Origin of the sequence: Leucobacter fengyongliangi (assembly GCF_050971685.1) — a bacterium.
GTDB lineage: Bacteria > Actinomycetota > Actinomycetes > Actinomycetales > Microbacteriaceae > Leucobacter.
The window spans coordinates 104,775-124,851 of sequence record NZ_JBPCEU010000011.1 but is presented as its reverse complement, the minus strand read 5'-3'; the positions used below and the strand labels follow the sequence as shown (position 1 = coordinate 124,851).

The window sequence follows — 20,077 nt, the reverse complement described above, 5'->3', positions numbered from 1 at the left end:
CGACGTGCCTCACCTAATATGCCCGCGAAACACTTCCGGTGCATCACGTAAAAATGCCCGCGAAACGGAATCATCAGTTTCATGGGAAGTGGGCTATCAATGCGTGCCAGACACGAGATCACACGAAAGTTCGCGAAGCAGTATGCCGCAGCGGCCAAGAAGGAGAAGAGCCGTCTCCTTGACGAGGTATGCGCGATCACGGGCTGGTCCAGAGACAACGCGCGCAGACAGTTACAAGCTGCGCTGAAACCGCGTCGGGTAGGGGCCCGGCAACGTAAGCCGCGCCCGCTGAAGTACTCACATGACGCGTTGAAAGTGCTGCAGAAAGTGTGGGCGTTCGCGGGCGGGATCAGCGGGAAATACTTGGCCGCGTCAATGGAACTCCAACTCATGCTGCTGGAAGCGCACGGCGAACTGGTCCCAGGCCGGGGCAGGTACAGTCACCACGTCGCGGACGAGTTGCTGGCAATGTCACCGGCCACGATCGACCGCTACCTCGCCCCAGCCCGCGCGAGGGACCCACTCCGCGGGATCGCCACCACCACGCCAGGCCCGCTGCTGCGGAACTCGATCACGATCAGGAAAGCCGGTGACGAGATCGAGGCCGTACCCGGGTTCTTCGAGGGCGACACCGTCGCACACTGCGGGCCCGTCTTGAAGGGTGAGTTCTGTCGCAGTGTTGATCTCACCGACATGCACACCGGTTGGACGTACACGCGCTCGATCCGGAACAACGCACACCTGCACATTCGTGACGCCCTCGACCGATTCATCAGCGAAGTGCCGTTCGAGGTGACCGGGGTGGATTTTGATAACGGGTCCGAGTTCATCAACTACGACGTCATCGGTTGGGCTGCAGAACTTGACATCTACTTCACGAGGTCCCGGCCGTACAAGAAGAATGATCAGGCCACGATCGAGTCGAAAAACAATCAGATCGTGCGCCGGTACGCGTTCTACTGGAGGTACGACACCGCGCCTCTGCTGAAGCTATTGAACGAGTTATGGCCGCTGGTGAACGATCGCCATAATTTCCTCACCCCCACGAAGAAACCCATCGGTTGGGCGACCGATCAAAGGGGGCGCCGTAAACGTGTCTACGATGAGCTCGCGACACCATTCGACCGGCTCCAGCGTTCCGGTGTGCTCAGCGCCGAGAAGACCGCCGAGTTGACCGGGTACCGTGACAGCTTGAACCCGGCCCACATCGCTCGCGAGATCGACCGAATCCAGCAGCGCCTCACCTACCTCGCGGCCGAGAAGACTCGCACGCTCGAAGCGATCGAACTCGCGAAAGCACCAAACGCGGCAGCCGGGGTCAAGCCGGCCCGCGCGAGCAGGAAACAGGCAAGCTAAGCTCGAGAATTACGCGGGCATTCTTATGTGAGTCACCGGTGGTGTTTCGCGGGCATATTTATATGAGGTTCCTCGGTTGAGATAAGTCTACGTGGAGCGAACTCGGGCAATGGAGCTGCGGTCAATGCATTGCTACAGATAGCTTTGAACGAGCTTCTTTCGCGCGCCTCCCATTGGTTGGCGCCCCGCACAGTAGCGGGTCGATTATTGGTTGCTCGAATGCCCCGGTGGATCGGTCGACTCCTCCTGCACAATTTGTGCCTGGCGGCGAAGCCGATGAATTTCACCAACGGTCAACGAGGAGTCGCCGGAGGCCGTGTGGTCGGGCCTCTCGGGTCCAGCGGGCTGAATCTTTCCTGGTTCTAGCGTTCGTTCAACGTCCTTGGGTGAAACGGTTGAGATGGGTCCTGTAGTGGCATCCACATACCAATCTACGAGTGAGGGATCATCACTATCGAAACCGGCACCGGCGCCCTCATCGGAAGGCACTGCGCTCGCTTCGAATACAAAGTCGTCCCCGTATTCGTCGATTCCCCGACGAACGCCCTGTGCAATCGCTGCACGCGCATATTTGCTGCGAATGATGTACGGATCGGTTCGCAGATCCCTTGCCCAGGAAATCATGATCCCAATCACAACGAAAGCGAAAGGGAGAGCTGACACCACCATGAGCGATTGCAGCCCCGAAAGTGCGTCTTGGCCGCCGGCTAGCAGGAGCGAAATGGCGATGAGTCCCAACAGAAGCCCCCATAGGATCGTCACTGAAGTCGAGGGCTTAGGTCTGCCACCCTGTGACATTGACGCCATAACCACTGAGGCTGAGTCGGCAGCGGTGACGAAAAACACCACGATGGCGATCATTGCAACGATAGAGGTCAGCAGACCAAAAGGAAGCAATTGGAAGAGATTGAAGAGAACCTCTTCACCTGATCCACCGCCGAGCAGATCCTCACCCTGAATGGTGAAATACATCGCGGTGCCGCCATAGATGACGAACCACAAAAACACGATTGCTGACGGAACCAGCACGACAGTCAGGACAAACTCCCGCAGGGTTCGCCCACGAGAAATCTTGGCGATGAACATTCCCACAAACGGGGTCCACGACACCCACCAGGCCCAGTAGTAGGTGGTCCAAGAAGCCATGAACGCGGAAGCTTCCTCGCCTTGATTGGGGTTTCGAGCCAGCATTGTTCCAAGCTGATTGACAAAATCAACGATTGACGCGGGCACGAGGTTGAGCAGGAAGACAGTGGGCCCCGCGATGAGGACAAACAGCCCCAAAAGACCGGTCAGGACCATATTGGTATTTGAAAGTGCTCGAATACCACGCTTGATCCCGGAGACAGCTGACGCAATGAAGAGTGCCGTGAGGATTCCCATCGCGCCAACAATGAAAATCTTGCCCATCGGGGGGAGCCCCGTGACCTTGAGGAATCCACTTTCGATCTGCAGAGCACCAATTCCGAGTGAGACCGCGGTGCCGAACAGCGTGACGATAATGGCAAAAATGTCGATGATTCGGCCGAGTATCCGATGTGATGATCCGGGGAAGACTGGTTCGAAGAGGGCAGATATGAGAGGTGCCCGGCCTCGACGATACGCGCTGTAGGCGATGGCCCCACCCACTAGCGCATAGAACGACCAGGCGATTGGACCCCAATGCAGCATCGTCTGAGCCATTGCCGGCAATTCAGCGGCGCTGCTGCCCGGGTCGGCGCGCACCCCTGGGGGAGGGTTGAGGAAATAAGTGAGCGGCTCAAGAGGCCCGTAAAACAGCAGTCCGATCCCGAGGCCGGCAGCGAACAACATAGAGATCCACGACATTGTGGAATACTCGGGCTCCTCATCATCGGAACCGAGTCGAATTCCCCCTGTGCGGCCAAAACCTACGGCGAGCATGAAGAGCGTGATGGCAATCGCGAGGGCCCCAAACAGCCAACCGAAGTTGATTGTCACCCAGGACAAAGACGCGGATCCCACTTCGGAGATTTGTTCCGGGGCCAGGAAAGCCCAGACAAGCACAGCGACAGTCAGCGCCACAGCGATTCCCAGAACTGGCCAGTTCGTCGGGAAGCGAACTCCGGTGTGTTCAACTCCGATCCCAGGGATCAAACCCGGGTGTGGTGGATCTATGACCGGTACAAGCGTATCTGGGGCATTTCGCCGGGGTTTTCGACCCGGCGAGGTATGGTCCGGGGGAGCAACACCTGCGTTCTTTGGCTCTGACTTGTCGTTTTGATCGTGCATGTCTCGCCTAATCTGTTGTGTTGAGGGCGTTACAGTTTTCCTCATTTTGGCCAGGCGGCCGTGTATCTCTGTAGGTCACCGAAGCTAGCAAGAGCCAAGTCTTCGTGCAATACGTTCCCGTTCACGCCTGCCGAAGAGCAGTGTCCAGTGTCATGTCGAGCTGTGTGTTCATGTGCTTGAGATACTGAGCCGTTCGCGAACGTGAAGCCCAGGCTTTTCAATAAGCTTGCTCGGGGCGAGACGGGTGCCTGCGGTGGGCTCCAGGGTTCGGAGTATGCTGACACCAACTCGCAAACCTGGCGGATGGAGTGGTATGACAAGCACCAGTTCCTCGGTGAAACCAACCACGTTCACTGGCGCACAGGGCGATACCCTCGCTGGCCGGCTAGAGTTGCCTCCCGGGAATCCGCGCGCATACGCTCTTTTCGCGCATTGCTTCGCATGCGGGAAGGGCGCAGTTGCTGCGACTCGGATTGCTCGCGCTCTTACAAAACATGACATCGCGGTATTGCGGTTTGACTTCACGGGGCTCGGTCACTCCGGTGGCGATTTTGCCGACACGACATTCTCGACGAACGTTGACGACCTTGTCGCAGCGGCTGACTTTCTTCGCCTGCGCTTCGAAGCACCGAGTCTCTTGATTGGGCATTCGCTTGGGGGATCGGCGGTGCTCGCAGCGGCGGAGAAGATCCCCGAAGTGCGCGCAATTGCCACGATTGGTGCTCCAGCAGATCCACGCCATGTCTTGGGAGTTCTCGAGGAGAAGGTCACGGAGATCGAGACAACCGGCGCCGCCTGGATCGATCTGGGCGGAACACCATTCCAGGTGAGCCAGGAATTCCTCACGGACATAGAAGGCCAGCGGTTGGGCGGCCAGATCAGTCACCTTGCCCCAGCGCTTCTGGTCATGCACTCTCCAACGGATCGGATTGTGCCGATCGAGCACGCACAGCAGATTTTTGATGCGGCACCTCACCCCAAGTCTTTCATTGCCCTTGACGAGGCCAATCATCTCCTCACGCGGCCCGCTGACGCTGAATTTGCCGCCGAGGTCATCGCGGTGTGGGCGGCTCGATACTTCCCGAAGGTGGATAGTTCGCTCCCGGCCATGGTTCACGGCGGTTCAGCAGAGTCATTACCTGAGGGTGTCGTACACGTAGGGGAGAGCGGCTATCGTCCATACGGCCAGGTGGTGACTACCTCACGCCACTCTCAGCTCGCAGATGAGCCACACCCGATCGGCGCAGACTCTGGTCCGTCACCCTACGAATACTTGCTCGGGGCACTGGGCGCTTGCACCTCTATGACGCTCAGAATGTACGCAGAACGCAAGAAATGGCCCATCGGCAGAATCGGCGTGACACTCAGGCACTCGCGTATACACGCAGAGGACTGTGCGACCTGCGAGAAGACAACAGGCCAAGTTGACCATATTGAGAGAGTGATCTCCATCGAAGGCGAGTTGACGAGCGACCAGCGCGAGTCATTGCTTTCAATTGCGGATCGTTGCCCGGTGCACCGGACGCTCGAGGGGAGTGTCGCAGTTACGACGACGCTGACGCAGGAACAAAGCGCGTGGCGGCCTGGGTGAGAGCACCAAAGAAGAACTCGAGCTGACATAATATAGATTATCAACACTTAGGCAAGGTCAAGGGTCATGAGTAAAACGCTCTGGCCGAGATCATCGAACGTCGCGTGAGCCCGGCAATCACCGCATGTGGCCTCTCGATCGCTTATCGCTTGGCCGGCCGTGACTGCGCTACGCGCTGAGGGCGACGTACGCGCGCGAAGCGAGTACGCTTGCCCCGATCACGGCCACCTGGGCGCCCGAGATCATTAACTCCGCGGAGGTGAACCAGCCGGCGGCGACCGTCAGTGCCAGGCCGCCCGCCACCAACGTCGCGCCGACAATTGCGAGCAGCACTCCGAGAATCTTGTTCACCGCATACGACACTCGGCCCGGCGCTAGAGGCAACGTGCGACTACTCCGCACGCGGATCAGCGCGGCACACGCGAACACCAGCACACCGAGTGACAGTGCTCCAACGAGATCACTCGGGCGGTGCCACCCATATTCGAGGAGCTGCCAGGCGGCGATCCCGGTCAAGATCGCGCCAAGGAGGGCTGCTGTGGGCTGCAGCGTGCGCGGTACCGCCCAGATGAGTGCCGCACTCACAACAGTGAACACGGTCATGTGCCCGCTGGGAAAGGTGTTCTCGGCGTCGAACTCGAAGAGCCCGGGACGCTCCAGAACCCGCTGCTTCAGGAGTTGGGAGGTCACGATCGCGATCGTCGGAAAAATCACCACCGCGAGTGCGCGACGCGCTCCGTGTGCCCACAGTGCAAGCGCGCCGATCAGCACCAGTGCCACTATTACAGCGGGAATAGAGACAAGACTCAGCGGCGCTGGCGGATCGTAGCTGAAGCTTGCCGCCTCGAGCACGCTTGCCTCAGCGCGTTGACCCAGCAGGCTGCCCACGCCGACTGCGTACGACAATCCGCCGAACACGAGCGCAAGGAGCGCGTAGGCCAGGGCGCGGCCACGGTGCATACCCATCCCGTTCGCTCCCCTCCTCTCCCCCGTCTCGATCGCTCAGCGCGACGAGGTCGTCGCCTGCAGCCTACGGCCGTCGGCTATCGAATTTCTGGGTGTGCGCGGTCAGCCGCGCGAACCGCCCAGAGTGCCACCGCGGCGGCGGTTGCGACGTTGAGTGAGTCGACCTCGTGTTCCATCGGGATGACGACGCTCCGGATCGCTGCGGCCAGTGCCCTGCGGCTGAGGCCTTCACCCTCGGTACCGAACATCAGCGCGAGCCGCGGCGGCAGCGAGTGTGAGAAGTCAGCGAGGTCCTCGGCGTCCTCCCGGAGCGCAAACGCTACGAGATCGTATCCGGCATCTCGAATCATCGGGCCGGCGGTGCGCCAGTCGGGCAACCGTGCCCACGGCACCTGCAGCACCGCACCCATGCTCACACGGACCGAGCGACGATACAGTGGATCCGCGCAGGCGGGTGTGAGCAAGACCGCATCCGCGCCAAGCGCCGCGACCGACCGAAAAATGGCGCCAACATTGGTGTGATCGGCAAGGTCCTCAAGCACGACAACGCGAGCTGAGCGGCTCAGGAGTTCAAGCGGATCGAGTTCCTGAGGTCTGTGCATGGACGCGAGTGCACCCCGATGCATGTGAAACCCGGTGAGCTGTTCAAGCTGCGCGTCAGTTCCGACATAGACCGGCACCTCGGGAAATCTCTCGAGCAACGGCTCAACTCGGGGCAGCCACTCCTGCAGGATTAGGACCGAGCGTGGCTGATGGCCAGCGCGCAACGCGCGTTCAATGACCTTGGGTGACTCTGCGAGGTAGAGCCCCTCGGCTGGCTCCCGCACCCGACGCAGCGCAACGTCGGTGAGTTGCGTATAGTCGGCAAGCTCGGGAGCGTCGATGCTGTCGATCTGGTGGATCCTCACACCCGCTCCCCCGTCGTACTGAGCGCAATGAGAAACGAGTGAATCTCGGCCGCTGCGTGATCCACCGCCTCGTAGTGCACGAGGTGGCCCACTCCCGGGACGATGCGCAGGCGCGCGTCGAGGAGGCGGTTGCGCAGCGATAGCTGCTCTGGCAGTGGCGTGATGTCGTCGCGATCACCCGCAATGAGCAGGGTGGGCTGGGTCAGCGCAGCAGCGTATTCAACGACGGTGTGCGACACAGAAGCCTGGAACGCCTGAAGCAGGGTACCTGTATCAGAGAAAATGCTGAAGTAGGTGTCGTGCTGACCGTGGATCCAGGCTCGGAGTTCGCGGTCTCGGGTCTTTGCCATGACCTCGCTCATCAGACGCACGATGATGGGATGCCCGAGGAGGCCACGCGCCGCGCGCTCGGGAAGCGCATCGGCGGCACGGTAGTACCAGGTGGCGAGTTGCGTCAGCACACCCTGCGGGCCCTCGAGAGCGGGGGCAGAAATTGGATTGATGAGTATCACGTTACTGGGAGCCAGGCCACCCGCGATCGAGTTTGCGACCACCAACGAGCCAAATGAGTGCCCGAGTATCGCGAAACGATCGCCGGCTACCTGGAGGGCAAATTCGCGCAGCCACTCACCGTAGAGATTGAGATCGTGTATGCGCCGAGGGAGCGCCGGGGTGGCACCAAAGCCGGGGAGATCGGGCACGATGATGCGGACTCCGGGTGAGCGTCGAGCGATCTCCCGCGCGAGCAGGTCAAGCCCGTGGTGATCACCGCGAAATCCATGCACCAGAATCATCGGAGCGCCGCCCGGATCGCCATACTGCCACGCTCGGGTGTCAGCTCCAAGGGTAGGAATGAGAAGGTCTGGCAATGCGTCGGTCACGTGTCGAGTGTAGCCGTCCGGCCCACCGATGTCGGTGCCTGCCGGTAGCATCGGGAACGAGGAAGAGGAGCACCGTGACCGATTATCTGCCCTTGTGGGCTGAAAACCTGGCCGTTTTCGATACTGAGACCACCGGAGTTGACACTTCGAGTGCGCGCATTGTGAGCTCAACCATTGCACTCATCGGTGGATCTGGCGAGGTAAAGGAACGGTACGACTGGCTGATCGATCCCGGCATCGAAATTCCAGAGGGGGCGGCGCGCATTCACGGCATCACCACCGAGGTGGCTCGGGCGAGCGGTGTCCAGGCCCACGTGGGCGTGGGACAGATCGTGCTGCAGCTTCACGCAATGCTTGAGCGGGGGTTTCCCGTGGTGGCCTACAACGCGCCGTTTGATCTCAGCCTGCTCCGTGCCGAATCAGCTCGGCACGGAGTGACGTGGCCGGGCGCGGTCTCCCCCGTGATCGATCCACTGATCCTCGATAAGCAGTTCGACCGATTCCGGAAGGGAAAGCGCACGCTCGAAGTTGTCGCCGCGCACTACGAGGTGGAACTCGGCACGGCGCACGATGCCGGGGAAGACGCGATTGCGGCGGGCCGCGTGGCGCAAGCGATCGCGCGCAAGTACGCCAAAGTTCTTCCGGAGGAGATTCTCGCGGTACATGACGCTCAGATCGGCTGGGCGGCCGCACAGGCCGAAAGCTTCCAGGAGTACATGCGACGAGTCAAAGACGTCAGCTTCGTGGCTGACGGTGCCTGGCCCATCCGCGAGGGCTGAACCTCGGGCGGCTTACCGCACTGGGACCCCTGCACCGAGTCCAGACGCAACAAGGCGGGCGACACCCGAAGGTGTTGCCCGCCTTGTTGCGTCTCCCGCCTGAGTGGCGAGGACGTGCTTAGGCCCCGAAGCCCTTGAAGCGCTTGTTGAACTTCTCGACGCGACCGGCCGAGTCCATGATGCGCTGCTTGCCCGTGTAGAACGGGTGCGAGGCGCTCGAAATCTCAACGTCGATCACCGGGTAGGTCGCACCATCAAGCTCGATGGTCTTGCTGCTGGTGAGCGTGGAACGGGTGAGGAACGTCTCGCCCGAAGCCAGGTCGCGAAACACGATGGCGTTGTACTCGGGGTGGATCTCGGTCTTCATGGGTGTCCTTATGCTGTCGGTGATTGATGCGCAGAGCGCACGAAGTCTTTAGCCGTGATGTGCCAAAACTCTACTTTAGCAGATACGAGGGTTGATTCGTGCGTCCACGCTAAACGCGCGCAACCGCGGCGAAGCGACCGCCTTCAACGCTCAAATCAAAACGCATTCCAAACGTCTCACCCAGCGACTCGGCGGTGAGCGTCTGAGCAATGGGCCCCGATGCCTGAATCTTGCCATCTTTTAGCATGAGGACGTGAGTGAACCCGGGAGGAATCTCTTCCACGTGATGGGTCACCATGATCATGGCCGGCGAGTCAGGCGATTGCGCAAACCCTGACAACATCTGCAGGAGACGCTCACGCGCGCCCAGATCAAGACTCGCGCTCGGCTCGTCAAGGAGGAGCAACTCGGGATCGGTCATCACCGCACGGGCAATCATCGCGCGCTTGCGTTCCCCATCGCTAAGGGTGCCGAACGGGTGGTCTGCCAACTCTGTGAGGCCCCATTCGGCGACGATGCGATCAGCCTGCCGGAAGTCATAGTCGTCATACGACTCGTTCCAGCGACCCTCAACCGCATAGGCAGCGGTCAGGACGAGATTCCTCACAGTCTCGCTTGCGGGAATGCGACGGGCCGTCGCGGTCGACGCGAACCCCAGTCGGTTACGCAACTCCCAAATGTCAAAGGTGCCGAGCTTCTGGTCGAGGACCTCGACCGTGCCCGAGGTGGGATAGTCATTGGCGGTCGCGATCCGCAGCAACGTGGTCTTGCCAGCACCGTTCGCGCCGAGCACCACCCAGCGCTCTGAGCTGTCAACCTCCCAGTTCACCCCGTCAAGGATGGGACGACCGCCCCGCACGTAGGAAACATCGGTAAACCGGAGCACATTGACCATAGCTGCAAGCCTACTCAGTCAGATGCTCCCGGTTGGTGCGCGATGACAGCGTGTGCGATCTCTACACTGGACGCATGACCCTCTCCCCCACTCCCCGCCCCCTGGTGGTACTCGATTGCGATTCAACGACGATTCAAGATGAGGTCATCGAGCTCCTCGCCGATGCCGCGGGCACCCGCGAGCAGGTCACCGAAGTGACCGAGCGGGCCATGCGCGGGGAACTCGATTTCGCAGAGAGCCTCCGAGAGCGGGTGGCGACGCTGGCAGGTGTGCCCGAGTCGGTATTCGAGGAGACCTATCGGCGCGTGAGGCCGACACCCGGGATCCACGAACTTGTCGCCGAGGTGCACGCTCGGGGCGGCAAGGTTGGGGTGGTCTCGGGGGGCTTTCACGAGGTACTCGATCCGCTCGCCCAAGACCTGCACCTCGACTACTGGCGCGCGAACCGCCTGGAGGTCGCCGACGGGAAGCTCACAGGAAGACTGACGGGCCCGATCATCGACGCGCAGGCGAAGGCCGATGCCCTGCGGGAATGGGCTGCGGCCGAAGGGATCCACTGGGGCTCGACGGTTGCCATCGGTGACGGCGCGAACGACCTCAAAATGATGGAAGTCGCCGCGCTCTCGGTCGGGTTCAACGCGAAGCCCGTTGTTACTGACTTCGCTGATGTGGCGATCGAAGACGACCTGCGGCGGGCAATCCCGCTGCTCGACAGGTTGCTCGAGACCCCGTAAGGCTCTAGTGGCCCATCCCGAGGCCACCGTCGACCGGAATGACAGCCCCCGAGATGTACCCCGCCTCGTCTCCAGCGAGCCACGAGGCGGCGGCGGCGATCTCAGAGACCTGACCGAAGCGCGCGGCCGGAATGGAGCTCAGGTACTGCTTCTGTTGCGTTTCCGGAAGCTCCGAGGTCATGTCGGTTTCGATGAAACCGGGGGCGATCACATTCGCGGTGATACCGCGCGAACCCAGTTCTCGAGTGAGCGACCGAGCGAAGCCCACGAGTCCGGCTTTTGACGAGGAATAGTTGATCTGCCCGGGTGAGCCGTACAGTCCGACCACGCTCGAGATCAAAATGACTCGCCCAAATCGAGCCTTCAACAGGCCCTTCGCCGCGCGCTTAACTACGCGAAACGTGCCGGTGAGATTGGTATCGATGACGCTCGTGAACTCTTCCTCCGTCATCCGCAGCAGCAGTGTGTCTTTAGTGATCCCAGCGTTTGCCACGACGACTTCGACCGGACCGAGTTCGCGCTCGACCTCTGAGAACGCGGCATCGATAGACGCCGAATCGGTCATCTCGGCTCGCACCGTCAGTGTGCCAACCGGGCCCTCGCCCGAGCGCGCGGTCACGGCCACGCGGTGCCCGTCCGCGATCATCCGTTCTGCGATGGCATATCCGATGCCGCGATTGCCGCCGGTCACGAGTACGGTACGAGGGGTGTTCATCGGGTGGATCCTTCCGTCGAATGCTCTGATCAGCCTAGAGGAACTCGACACTTCCCGAGGTCTGCTCGCACCGGGCACTCAGTGCGGGGCGGTACTCTAGGAGTGAACGGAGACGAGGCGCATGTCTGAGCAATACAGCGTGACTTCGGCAGGGGTGACCCCGGCCGAAGATCGTGCGCGTCGCATGCGCATGTACTTCATCGCGATGAGTCTGCGGGTGGTGTGCATTGCCTCACTCTTTTGGGTGCGCGGCTGGTGGATCTTGGTGGCCGCCGCGGGTTCCGTCATCCTGCCCTGGTTTGCGGTTCTCGTCGCCAACGCCGTCGACCACGGCGGTGATGGCGACCGTCCTGAAGCACCGACACCGTTGGAGCTCACGGGGAGTGCTCCGTCTGAAGCCGGCACTGCGCGGGCTGGGACCCCGGAGTCGCCAGCGACCCTCATCGTCATCGACGCACCGGCCGAGCGACGCAAGAGCGGTGATTCCACGTGAGCGGTGTGCTCACGGTGTCGCTTGGCGCCAACACCCCACAGATACTCGAGTGCTCGCGCGCCGCGTGTCGGGAGCGTGCGACTGCCGCGATCCACTGGCGAAACCCGAAAATTCACGGCGAGGAACGCCGAAAGACTTGGCTGGCGTGCGATGAGCACCTTGATTTCCTGCGTGACTACCTCACGACCCGGTCCTTCCCGGTTGAGGTCTCACCGATTAGCGGTGAGGAGATAGTGGAGTGACTGACACGCGGACCGTCGGATGGAACTTCCTGCGCAGCAGGCGCTGGTTCGGGTACCTCGCGATGTTGATCCTGTTCTCCCTTGCGTGCGTCTGGTTTGGCAACTGGCAATTCGATCGCAGAGCGGAAGCCCGGGCCGAGATCGCGCGTATCGACGCGAACTACGATGCCCCGGTCATCCCCCTCTCAGAAGCCGTCACTGGTCTCAGCGACTTCGACGAGGACGAGTTGAAGTGGCAAACGATCGAGGCGATCGGCACGTACATCGGCGAGCCATTTCTCGCTCGCAATCGACCCGCGGCTGAGGGTGTCGGTTCGAATATGATCATGCCGCTGCAACTCACCGATGGCACAGTTTTCTTTGTGGATCGCGGCTGGGTTCCCGTTGCCGGTGCCGATGAGATTCCGGCGAACCTTCCTGAGGCGCCCGACGGTCTCGTCACCGTAGAGGCGCGACTGCGAGCGAGCGAACCGGAGATCTTCGGGAGGAGCACCTCGGGTCGGTCGGTAGCGAGCATCAACCTCACCGAACTGGGGTCGCAACTGAATTCCGACCGTGTATTCACCGGAGCGTACGGACAGCTCGTGTCAGAAACTCCATCGGGCAACACTGGCATCCTCCCGGCGAAGCCGGAACGAGATGAAGGACCGCACCTTTCATACGCGCTGCAGTGGTACGTCTTCATCCTGATCGCCATCATTGGCGTGGCATATGCCGCGCGACAGGAGTACCGCAACCTCAACGCTGGCGACGCATCCGTCCTTCGTGAGGACGCTCGACGCGCCGAACGGCGACGGCGGCGAGGCCCGAGCGATGCCGACGTCGAAGATGCCCTGCTCGACGTTTAGGCGAGCTCGATGAGATCGAGGTATTCCTTCGACCAGTGATCTTCGGTGCCCTCTGGCATGATCAGCACGCGCTCGGGATTGAGCGCCTCAACTGCACCCGGATCGTGCGAGACCAGCACGACCGCTCCCGTGAAGTTCGCGAGGGCATCGAGGATCTCCTCGCGGCTCGCTGGATCGAGGTTGTTCGTGGGCTCATCAAGCAGCAGTACGTTGGCACTCGAAACCACGAGCATCGCGAGGGCGAGCCTCGTCTTCTCGCCACCGGAAAGCACACCCGCGGGCTTGTGCACGTCGTCGCCCGTGAACAGGAACGAGCCCAATACCCGACGAGCTTCAGTCTCCGTCAGGTGTCGCGACACCGACACCATGTTGTGGAGCACGCTGGCCTTCACGTCGAGCGTTTCGTGCTCCTGCGCGTAGTATCCAACCTTGAGCCCGTGTCCCGCAATCAGGCTGCCTGCGTCGGGTTCGTCCACCCCGGCCAGGATTCGCAAGAGGGTGGTCTTGCCCGCGCCGTTCAGGCCCAGAATCACGACCTTGGAGCCTCGGTCGATTGCGAGATCAACACCGGCGAAGATCTCGAGCGATCCGTAGGACTTTGAGAGCATCTCCCCCATGAGCGGTGTTTTACCGCACGGCGCAGGGTCGGGAAAGCGGAGCTTCGCGACGCGATCCACTTGACGCTCGTCTTCGAGCCCGGAGAGCATCTTCTCGGCTCTGGCGACCATCTGATGGGCGGACGCGGCCTTTGATGCCTTCGCGCCGAAGCGCGCGGCCTGCTGCTGCAGTGCCGAAGCCTTCTTCTCGACGCTGGTGCGCTCTTTGCGTCTGCGCTCCTCATCGGCCGCACGCTGACGCAGGTAGAGCTTCCATCCCATGTTGTAGATGTCGATAACCTGGCGGTTTGCGTCGAGGTAGAACACCCGATTCACAGTGTCACCGACGAGATCGATGTCGTGGCTAATCACGATCACTCCCCCGCGGTAGCTCTTCAGGAACTCACGCAACCACACGATTGAGTCCGCATCGAGGTGGTTCGTGGGCTCGTCAAGGATCATCGTGTCGGCATCGGAGAAGAGGATGCGTGCGAGCTCGATCCTACGTCGCTGACCACCAGACAGAGTGCCCAGCGGCTGGTCGAGCACACGGTCAGGAAGACCCAGGTTGTTGGAAATCGAAGCCGCTTCTGCCTCCGCCGCGTAGCCACCCAGCGTCTGAAAACGATCGGTCAGGTTGCCGAAGCGCTTCATTGCCTTGTCGGCGATGGCAGGATCCTCAGATGCCATGTCATCGGCAGCCTTAGTGATCTGCTGAGTCAGCGTTCCCAATCCGCGCGCGTCAAGAATCCGGTGGCGGGCAAGCTGGTCGGGGTCGCCTGTGCGTGGATCCTGCGGAAGAAACCCAAGTTCGCCCGAAACGCTGATGCTGCCTTCGGCGGGCTGGAGTTCTCCAGAGAGGGTGCGCGTCAGCGTGGTCTTCCCCGCTCCGTTTCGCCCGACCAGGCCGATTTTATCGCCCGGAGTCACGCGAAAGGTGACTCCAGACATCAGTCGACGCGCGCCAACGTCGATTGCGAGATTTTCGACCGTGATCAAGGGAACTCCTACTTCATGTGGCATGCGAAGGCCCGGGCTGGGCGGCCCGGGCCTTCGTGGAAAAGCAAATGACTAGATGGAAAAGCCCAACTGCCTCCGGCAGAGCACTCAGGTGGTGACAGCCCACTGGGCTGCCACTGATCTCGATCCTAGATCGAGAATCCGAGCGCTCTCATCATGTCGCGGCCATCTTCGGTGATGCGCTCGGGCGTCCATGGCGGCATCCACACCCAATTGATGCGGAAGGCAACCACCAGTCCGTCGAGGGCCTCCGCGATGTCATTTTCAATGACATCGGTCAGCGGGCAGCCGGCACTTGTCAGTGTCATGCTGATCACCAGGGCGTCGTTCTCTTCGTCGTAGGCGAGATCGTAGATCAGCCCCAAGTCGACGATATTGACACCCAGCTCGGGGTCAGAGACGTTTTTAAGCGCCTCTATCGCCTGCTCGCGGAATTCGGGATCGATCGTCGTGATCTTCACGGTCTCGTTCATGGTCTCAGCCTAGGCCTCAACGGCTTCGGGCAGAAAACGGTCATAGCCCTCCGCCTCGAGTCGATCGGCGAGCTCGGGTCCACCCTGCTCTGCAACGCGGCCGTCAACGAAGACGTGGACGAAGTCTGGCTTGATGTACCGAAGGATACGCGTGTAGTGCGTGATGAGAAGCACCCCAAGGTCAGTGCTCTCCTTCGCACGGTTCACACCCTCCGAGACCACCTTCAACGCGTCGACGTCAAGACCAGAGTCGGTCTCGTCAAGCACGGCGAACCGCGGCTTCAGCAGTTCGAGCTGCAGGATCTCGTTGCGCTTTTTTTCGCCGCCCGAGAAGCCTTCGTTCACGTTGCGTCCAGCAAAGGAGGAATCCATGCGCAGATCCTCCATCGCGGCCTTCACATCTTTCATCCAGGTGCGGATCGCGGGGGCCTCTCCCGCTATCGCGGTCTTGGCCGTACGCAAGAAGTTAGCGTTCGTCACACCCGGAATCTCGACCGGGTACTGCATTGCGAGGAACAGACCGGCGCGCGCGCGCTCGTCTACTTCCATTTCTGTGACCTCGACGCCGTCGAGAAGAATCGAACCGCGGGTGACTTCGTATCGCGGGTGACCCGCGATCGCGTATGCCAGGGTCGATTTGCCGGAGCCGTTCGGGCCCATGATCGCGTGGGTTTCGCCCTGACGAATGGTCAGGTTCACGCCCTTCAGAATTTCAATGGGGCCTTGTTCGGTGTCGACACTAACGTGCAGATCCTTGATTTCAAGTACGGAACTCATGCGGAGATCTCTTTCATAACTCTGGGGTCAATGTATACGTGGCCGTCTTCGATTTCGACGGCATACACGGGAACCGGTTCGTAGGCCGGGAGGTTTTGGGGCTGACCCGTGCGGAGTGAAAATGCAGAGCCGTGAGCCCAACATTCCAGGGTATCGCCTTCAACGAATCCTTCGGCGAGGCTGATCTGGCCATGAGAGCAGGTATCGCCTATGGCGTGCACCTCTCCCTGCGCGTCGAGCACGACGGCGATGGGAACATCGTCAATCACGACACGCACTGCCTGATCCTGTGTCAAGTCGCTAAGTGCGAGAGCTTTCTGCCTGGTCACGAGTGTGCTGCCTCCGCGAGCTCATCCTCGATGGCAGTCTGCAGTCGCTCTTCAGTCTCGGCATTGCCGATCTGGCCGATGACCTCAAGCAAGAATCCCCGCACGACGAGCTTGCGCGCCTCTTGGGCGGAGATGCCTCGGCTCTGCAGGTAAAAAATGTGCTCGTCATCGAATCGGCCTGTGGCACTTGCGTGGCCGGCACCCTCAATGTCGCCAGTCTCGATCTCGAGGTTCGGGATGGAATCCGCTCGGGTGCCTTCAGTGAGCGTAAGATTGCGGTTCTGCTCGTACGAGTCGGTGCCGCTGGCGGTCCGGCGAATAAGCACATCGCCGATCCACACGGTTCGTGCACCCTGGCCCTGCAGCGCGCCCTTGTAGTTGACACGGCTGCGCGTGTTGGGGGCATTGTGGTCGAGGTAGACCTGCTGCTCTAGGTGCTGCCCTGCGTCGGCAAAGTACGCGCCGTATGCTTCACCATTGGCACCCTGCGAATCCAAGTGAATCGTGGGGTTCACGCGCACGATGGCTCCACCCAGTGAGACCACGATGTGCTTCAGCGAAGCATCTCGACCGACCGTCGCGTAATGGCTTGCTAGGTGCTGGGCATCCTCAGACCACTGCTGGATACTCACAACAGTGAGATCGGCACCGTCTCCCACGACGATCTCTACGTTCTCTGAGATAGTCGCCGCACCTCGGTTCTCGAGGATCACGAGCCCGCGGGCGTGGGCCTTCGCCTCGATAACGGTGTGCGCGGCACGCGGGACTGTGCCGAGCTCTGACCGCGTGACCACAGTGGTCACCGCTTCTTCGCTAGACACCGTGATGAGGTGGGCCTCGGAAAAGGCCGACCACGCGGCGGCGGCGGCTCGCTCTTCCGGGGCCCCAGCGCGACCGATGCGAGCATCGTCACGCCCGATCCACTCGCTCGATACACCCGTGGCATTGGTGACCGCGAGCGGGATTCGCGATCCATCAAGCTCACCGTTCAACAGGGCATCGAGCTTCGCGACGGGTGCGAACTTCCAGACTGCCTCTCGGCCGGTGACGACGGGAAAGTCGGAGACATCGGTTGAGGTGAATCGTTCAGACCGGGTCTGTACCGGTACCTTTTTGTCGAGACCCCCATCGGAGTGGGCGACGAAACCGTGTTGAACGGATTCTCTCGTGGCTACAGCTTCGGTCATTATCCGACGGATCCTTCCATGCCCATCTCGATGAGCTTGTTCAGTTCAAGTGCATATTCCATCGGCAGCTCGCGGGCAATCGGCTCGATGAAGCCGCGCACGATCATCGCCATCGCCTCGGCCTCTTCCAGCCCGCGACTCATGAGGTAGAACAGCTGGTCTTCACTCACGCGCGACACGGTCGCTTCGTGTCCAAGCTCGGCATCGTCGGTGCGAATATCGATCGCCGGGTACGTATCGCTTCGCGAAATCGTGTCGACGAGCAGCGCGTCACACACCACGGAGTTGGCCGCGTGGTGCGCGGACGCGTCGATCCGCACCTCGCCGCGATAGCCGGTTCGGCCGCCCCCTCGTGCAATTGACTTTGAAAGAATCGACGACTTGGTGTGCGGGGCCATGTGAATCATCTTGGCTCCGGCATCCTGGTGCTGACCGGGGCCCGCGAATGCGACGGAGAGCGTCTCTCCCTTTGCGTGCTCACCGGTGAGGTAAATCGAAGGGTACTTCATCGTGACCTTCGAACCGATGTTGCCGTCGACCCATTCCATAGTGGCGCCTTCTTCTGCCACCGCGCGCTTGGTCACCAGGTTGTAGACATTCGTCGACCAGTTCTGAATCGTGGTGTAGCGCACACGGGCGTTCTTCTTCACGATGATCTCAACGACCGCCGAGTGCAACGAGTCGCTCTTGTAGATCGGCGCGGTGCAGCCCTCGATGTAGTGGATGTAGCTGTCCTCGTCGGCGATGATGAGGGTGCGCTCAAACTGGCCCATGTTTTCCGTGTTGATACGGAAATATGCCTGCAACGGAATCTCAACGTGTACGCCCTTGGGTACGTAGACGAAGGAACCACCCGACCACACCGCGGTATTCAGAGCGGCAAATTTGTTGTCGCCGGACGGAATCACGGTGCCGAAATACTCCTTGAAGATCTCGGGATGCTCGCGTAACGCGGTATCCGTGTCGAGGAAGAGCACTCCCTGCTGTTCGAGATCTTCCCGAATCTGATGATAGACAACCTCAGACTCGTACTGTGCGGCGACTCCGGCAACCAAACGCTGGCGTTCTGCCTCGGGGATGCCCAGACGCTCGTACGTGTTCTTGATTTCCTCCGGCAATTCTTCCCAGCTGGTGGCCTGCTGTTCGGTGGATCGCACAAAGTACTTGATGTTGTCGAAGTCAATCGCGCTGAGGTCGGCTCCCCAGGTCGGCATCGGCTTGCGGCCGAAAATCTGCAGCGCCTTCAAACGGCGCTCCAACATCCATTCAGGCTCGTTTTTCAGGCCAGAAATATTGCGCACAACAGCTTCACTGAGCCCACGCTGAGCAACAGCACCGGCCTCGTCTTTGTCATGCCAGCCAAATTCATATACTCCCAAGCTGTCGAGCTCGGGCCGTTCAATCAGCACGTCTGGCATCGTTCCATCCCTCGATCGTCTCGTTTCGGGAACCGTGCACTGCACCGACAATGTCAGTTTTGCGGGGTGGGGCATCCACCTGGTTCCCTGCAACGGTGCAGTAGTCTGGGCTTCGGACGGATCCGACCGACTGTGCACTCCACAGCGAGGCCGGATCACCGTTCGTAAGCTCAGCTTCCCATGGTACTTCACCCGCATGTGAATCCGCAGGCGGAGTCGTTGCGCTCTGAGCGAAGGAAGCTCCCTTTCGAAAGGAAACCGCAGTGTCCACAGTGAGCCACACGCGCAGCGCAGCAGCTCCCGGGGCGAGACCCGCTCTCCCCCGGTTCCTTCCGACGCTTGCGTGGGCATCATTCGTGGCAAACGTTGGCATTATCGCCACGGGCGGAGCAGTGCGGCTCACCGGTTCCGGGCTGGGGTGCCCCACGTGGCCGCTCTGCACCCCCGAGTCGCTCGTCCCGACTGAGGAGATGGGGATCCACGGGATCATCGAGTTTGGCAACCGGACACTCACCGGAGTGCTGGGCATCCTTGCGGTGCTGGTATTTCTCCTCGTCTGGCGGATCCGTCGGAAGCGCCGAGACCTTTTCACTCTGGCCGCAGTGATCTTGATCGGGATCGTGGCGCAAGCTGTGGTCGGAGGGATCACCGTACTCACGGATCTCAACCCACTCATCGTTGGGTTCCACTACGTGGCATCACTCGTTCTTGTCTGTGTGGCCGCCGCCTTCCTCGTCAGAATGCGGGAGGTACCCGGTCCGCGCGAGCTGATCGTGCCGCGAGGCTTTGCTGTCCTCACCCACGTCAACAGCCTGGTGCTTGCACTGACCGTCTTCGTGGGCGTTCTGACAACTGGCGCTGGCCCGCACTCGGGAGACTCGGCTGTCGGCCGCAACGGATTCGATGCTGTCTGGCTCTCGCACGTTCACGCCTGGCCCGGGTACGCGCTCACCGCGCTGACCCTGTCCCTGGTGATCTGGGCCATCCTCCGGGGCCTGCGGCCGAAGGCCTGGCTCGTTGCCCTGCTGCTGGTCGTCGCGATACAGGTGCTGGTGGGTATCTATCAAGCCCGCAACGGTTTGCCCGCATTTGCCGTTGGGGTGCACATGGTGCTTGCTTCGCTCGCGGCCGCGGCACAGACGGTCGTCATTCTTCGCCTGAAGCGGAGGTCGGCTGAGGACTCGGTCAACTAAGCGCGGTGGCCGCTTGCCGAACCCTTCCGCGGGAACCCCGAACGGTTCATTCTTCACCA

Annotated in this window: 21 protein-coding genes; 8 read left to right on the top strand and 13 right to left on the bottom strand. The window is 61.0% G+C overall.

Translation table 11 applies throughout. From position 1 onward, the window contains the following. Window positions 1–99: 99 nt before the first annotated feature. Window positions 100–1,356, top strand: coding sequence for an integrase catalytic domain-containing protein (locus tag ACR0R4_RS09775; RefSeq protein ID WP_433645266.1), 1,257 nt, complete (start codon window positions 100–102; stop codon window positions 1,354–1,356). Window positions 1,357–1,560: 204 nt separating this feature from the next. Here ACR0R4_RS09775 and ACR0R4_RS09770 read toward each other — a convergent pair whose 3' ends face one another. After that, the gene (locus ACR0R4_RS09770) at window positions 1,561–3,606 is read right to left on the bottom strand and encodes a BCCT family transporter (RefSeq protein WP_433647201.1); all 2,046 of its coding nucleotides are present in this window, start codon (window positions 3,604–3,606) and stop codon (window positions 1,561–1,563) included. Between the two features lie 313 nt (window positions 3,607–3,919). On the opposite strand from ACR0R4_RS09770, the gene ACR0R4_RS09765 reads away from it, so the two are divergent. Further along, window positions 3,920–5,197 carry a bifunctional alpha/beta hydrolase/OsmC family protein gene (locus ACR0R4_RS09765; RefSeq protein ID WP_433647199.1) on the top strand — a complete coding sequence of 426 codons (1,278 nt, stop codon included), beginning with the start codon at window positions 3,920–3,922 and terminating at the stop codon, window positions 5,195–5,197. Window positions 5,198–5,365: 168 nt separating this feature from the next. On the opposite strand, the gene ACR0R4_RS09760 is transcribed toward ACR0R4_RS09765, so the two are convergent. From ACR0R4_RS09760 to ACR0R4_RS09750, 3 genes are all read right to left on the bottom strand, one after another. After that, on the bottom strand, window positions 5,366–6,163 hold the full coding sequence (locus tag ACR0R4_RS09760; protein WP_433647197.1) for a phosphatase PAP2 family protein: 798 nt from the start codon (window positions 6,161–6,163) through the stop codon (window positions 5,366–5,368). 77 nt (window positions 6,164–6,240) lie between these two features. Next, a complete protein-coding gene (locus ACR0R4_RS09755) occupies window positions 6,241–7,071 on the bottom strand; it encodes a TrmH family RNA methyltransferase (RefSeq protein WP_433647195.1) in 831 nt (276 codons plus the stop codon). Continuing rightward, window positions 7,068–7,952, bottom strand: a complete 885-nt coding sequence (locus ACR0R4_RS09750) for an alpha/beta fold hydrolase (protein WP_433647193.1) — start codon at window positions 7,950–7,952, stop codon at window positions 7,068–7,070. Before ACR0R4_RS09750 ends, ACR0R4_RS09755 begins: the two co-directional genes overlap by 4 nt. Before the next feature lie 74 nt (window positions 7,953–8,026). On the opposite strand from ACR0R4_RS09750, the gene ACR0R4_RS09745 reads away from it, so the two are divergent. After that, on the top strand, window positions 8,027–8,731 hold the full coding sequence (locus ACR0R4_RS09745; RefSeq protein WP_433647191.1) for an exonuclease domain-containing protein: 705 nt from the start codon (window positions 8,027–8,029) through the stop codon (window positions 8,729–8,731). 118 nt (window positions 8,732–8,849) lie between these two features. On the opposite strand, the gene ACR0R4_RS09740 is transcribed toward ACR0R4_RS09745, so the two are convergent. Next, entirely contained in the window at window positions 8,850–9,098 is a 249-nt protein-coding gene (locus ACR0R4_RS09740; RefSeq protein WP_433647190.1) for a type B 50S ribosomal protein L31, read from the bottom strand. A gap of 109 nt (window positions 9,099–9,207) precedes the next feature. After that, a complete protein-coding gene (locus ACR0R4_RS09735) occupies window positions 9,208–9,993 on the bottom strand; it encodes an ABC transporter ATP-binding protein (RefSeq protein WP_433647188.1) in 786 nt (261 codons plus the stop codon). 74 nt (window positions 9,994–10,067) lie between these two features. On the opposite strand from ACR0R4_RS09735, the gene serB reads away from it, so the two are divergent. After that, the gene (gene serB, locus ACR0R4_RS09730; protein ID WP_433647186.1) at window positions 10,068–10,727 is read left to right on the top strand and encodes a phosphoserine phosphatase SerB; all 660 of its coding nucleotides are present in this window, start codon (window positions 10,068–10,070) and stop codon (window positions 10,725–10,727) included. 4 nt (window positions 10,728–10,731) lie between these two features. On the opposite strand, the gene fabG is transcribed toward serB, so the two are convergent. Further along, window positions 10,732–11,442 (bottom strand): 3-oxoacyl-ACP reductase FabG, encoded by a 711-nt coding sequence (gene fabG / locus ACR0R4_RS09725; RefSeq protein ID WP_433647184.1) that lies wholly within the window; start codon window positions 11,440–11,442, stop codon window positions 10,732–10,734. Between the two features lie 121 nt (window positions 11,443–11,563). Between fabG and ACR0R4_RS09720 the strand changes: the two genes are divergently transcribed. From ACR0R4_RS09720 to ACR0R4_RS09710, 3 genes are read left to right on the top strand one after another with little or no spacing between them, the layout of a single operon-like run. Further along, window positions 11,564–11,935: a DUF3099 domain-containing protein gene (locus ACR0R4_RS09720; protein ID WP_433647182.1), complete on the top strand. Its 372-nt coding sequence runs from the start codon at window positions 11,564–11,566 to the stop codon at window positions 11,933–11,935. Further along, on the top strand, window positions 11,932–12,177 hold the full coding sequence (locus ACR0R4_RS09715; protein ID WP_433647180.1) for a hypothetical protein: 246 nt from the start codon (window positions 11,932–11,934) through the stop codon (window positions 12,175–12,177). Before ACR0R4_RS09720 ends, ACR0R4_RS09715 begins: the two co-directional genes overlap by 4 nt. After that, window positions 12,174–13,025: an SURF1 family cytochrome oxidase biogenesis protein gene (locus ACR0R4_RS09710; protein WP_433647178.1), complete on the top strand. Its 852-nt coding sequence runs from the start codon at window positions 12,174–12,176 to the stop codon at window positions 13,023–13,025. Before ACR0R4_RS09715 ends, ACR0R4_RS09710 begins: the two co-directional genes overlap by 4 nt. Here the strand turns inward: ACR0R4_RS09710 and ACR0R4_RS09705 are convergent. The 6 genes from ACR0R4_RS09705 to sufB form a co-directional block, all read right to left on the bottom strand. Next, window positions 13,022–14,644 (bottom strand): ABC-F family ATP-binding cassette domain-containing protein, encoded by a 1,623-nt coding sequence (locus tag ACR0R4_RS09705; RefSeq protein ID WP_433647176.1) that lies wholly within the window; start codon window positions 14,642–14,644, stop codon window positions 13,022–13,024. The genes ACR0R4_RS09710 and ACR0R4_RS09705 overlap by 4 nt on opposite strands. Before the next feature lie 125 nt (window positions 14,645–14,769). Beyond that, window positions 14,770–15,114, bottom strand: a complete 345-nt coding sequence (locus ACR0R4_RS09700) for a metal-sulfur cluster assembly factor (RefSeq protein WP_433647174.1) — start codon at window positions 15,112–15,114, stop codon at window positions 14,770–14,772. 9 nt (window positions 15,115–15,123) lie between these two features. Then, complete coding sequence (gene sufC / locus ACR0R4_RS09695; protein ID WP_433647172.1) at window positions 15,124–15,891, bottom strand: Fe-S cluster assembly ATPase SufC; 768 nt, start codon at window positions 15,889–15,891, stop codon at window positions 15,124–15,126. Further along, window positions 15,888–16,220 (bottom strand): non-heme iron oxygenase ferredoxin subunit, encoded by a 333-nt coding sequence (locus tag ACR0R4_RS09690; RefSeq protein WP_433647170.1) that lies wholly within the window; start codon window positions 16,218–16,220, stop codon window positions 15,888–15,890. The genes sufC and ACR0R4_RS09690 overlap by 4 nt, the downstream gene beginning before the upstream one ends. Continuing rightward, window positions 16,217–17,407, bottom strand: a complete 1,191-nt coding sequence (gene sufD / locus ACR0R4_RS09685) for a Fe-S cluster assembly protein SufD (protein ID WP_433647168.1) — start codon at window positions 17,405–17,407, stop codon at window positions 16,217–16,219. Before sufD ends, ACR0R4_RS09690 begins: the two co-directional genes overlap by 4 nt. Next, window positions 17,407–18,825 (bottom strand): Fe-S cluster assembly protein SufB, encoded by a 1,419-nt coding sequence (gene sufB / locus ACR0R4_RS09680; protein ID WP_433647166.1) that lies wholly within the window; start codon window positions 18,823–18,825, stop codon window positions 17,407–17,409. Before sufB ends, sufD begins: the two co-directional genes overlap by 1 nt. Window positions 18,826–19,088: 263 nt before the next feature. On the opposite strand from sufB, the gene ACR0R4_RS09675 reads away from it, so the two are divergent. Beyond that, complete coding sequence (locus ACR0R4_RS09675; RefSeq protein ID WP_433647164.1) at window positions 19,089–20,018, top strand: COX15/CtaA family protein; 930 nt, start codon at window positions 19,089–19,091, stop codon at window positions 20,016–20,018. The last annotated feature ends 59 nt before the right edge of the window (window positions 20,019–20,077 follow it).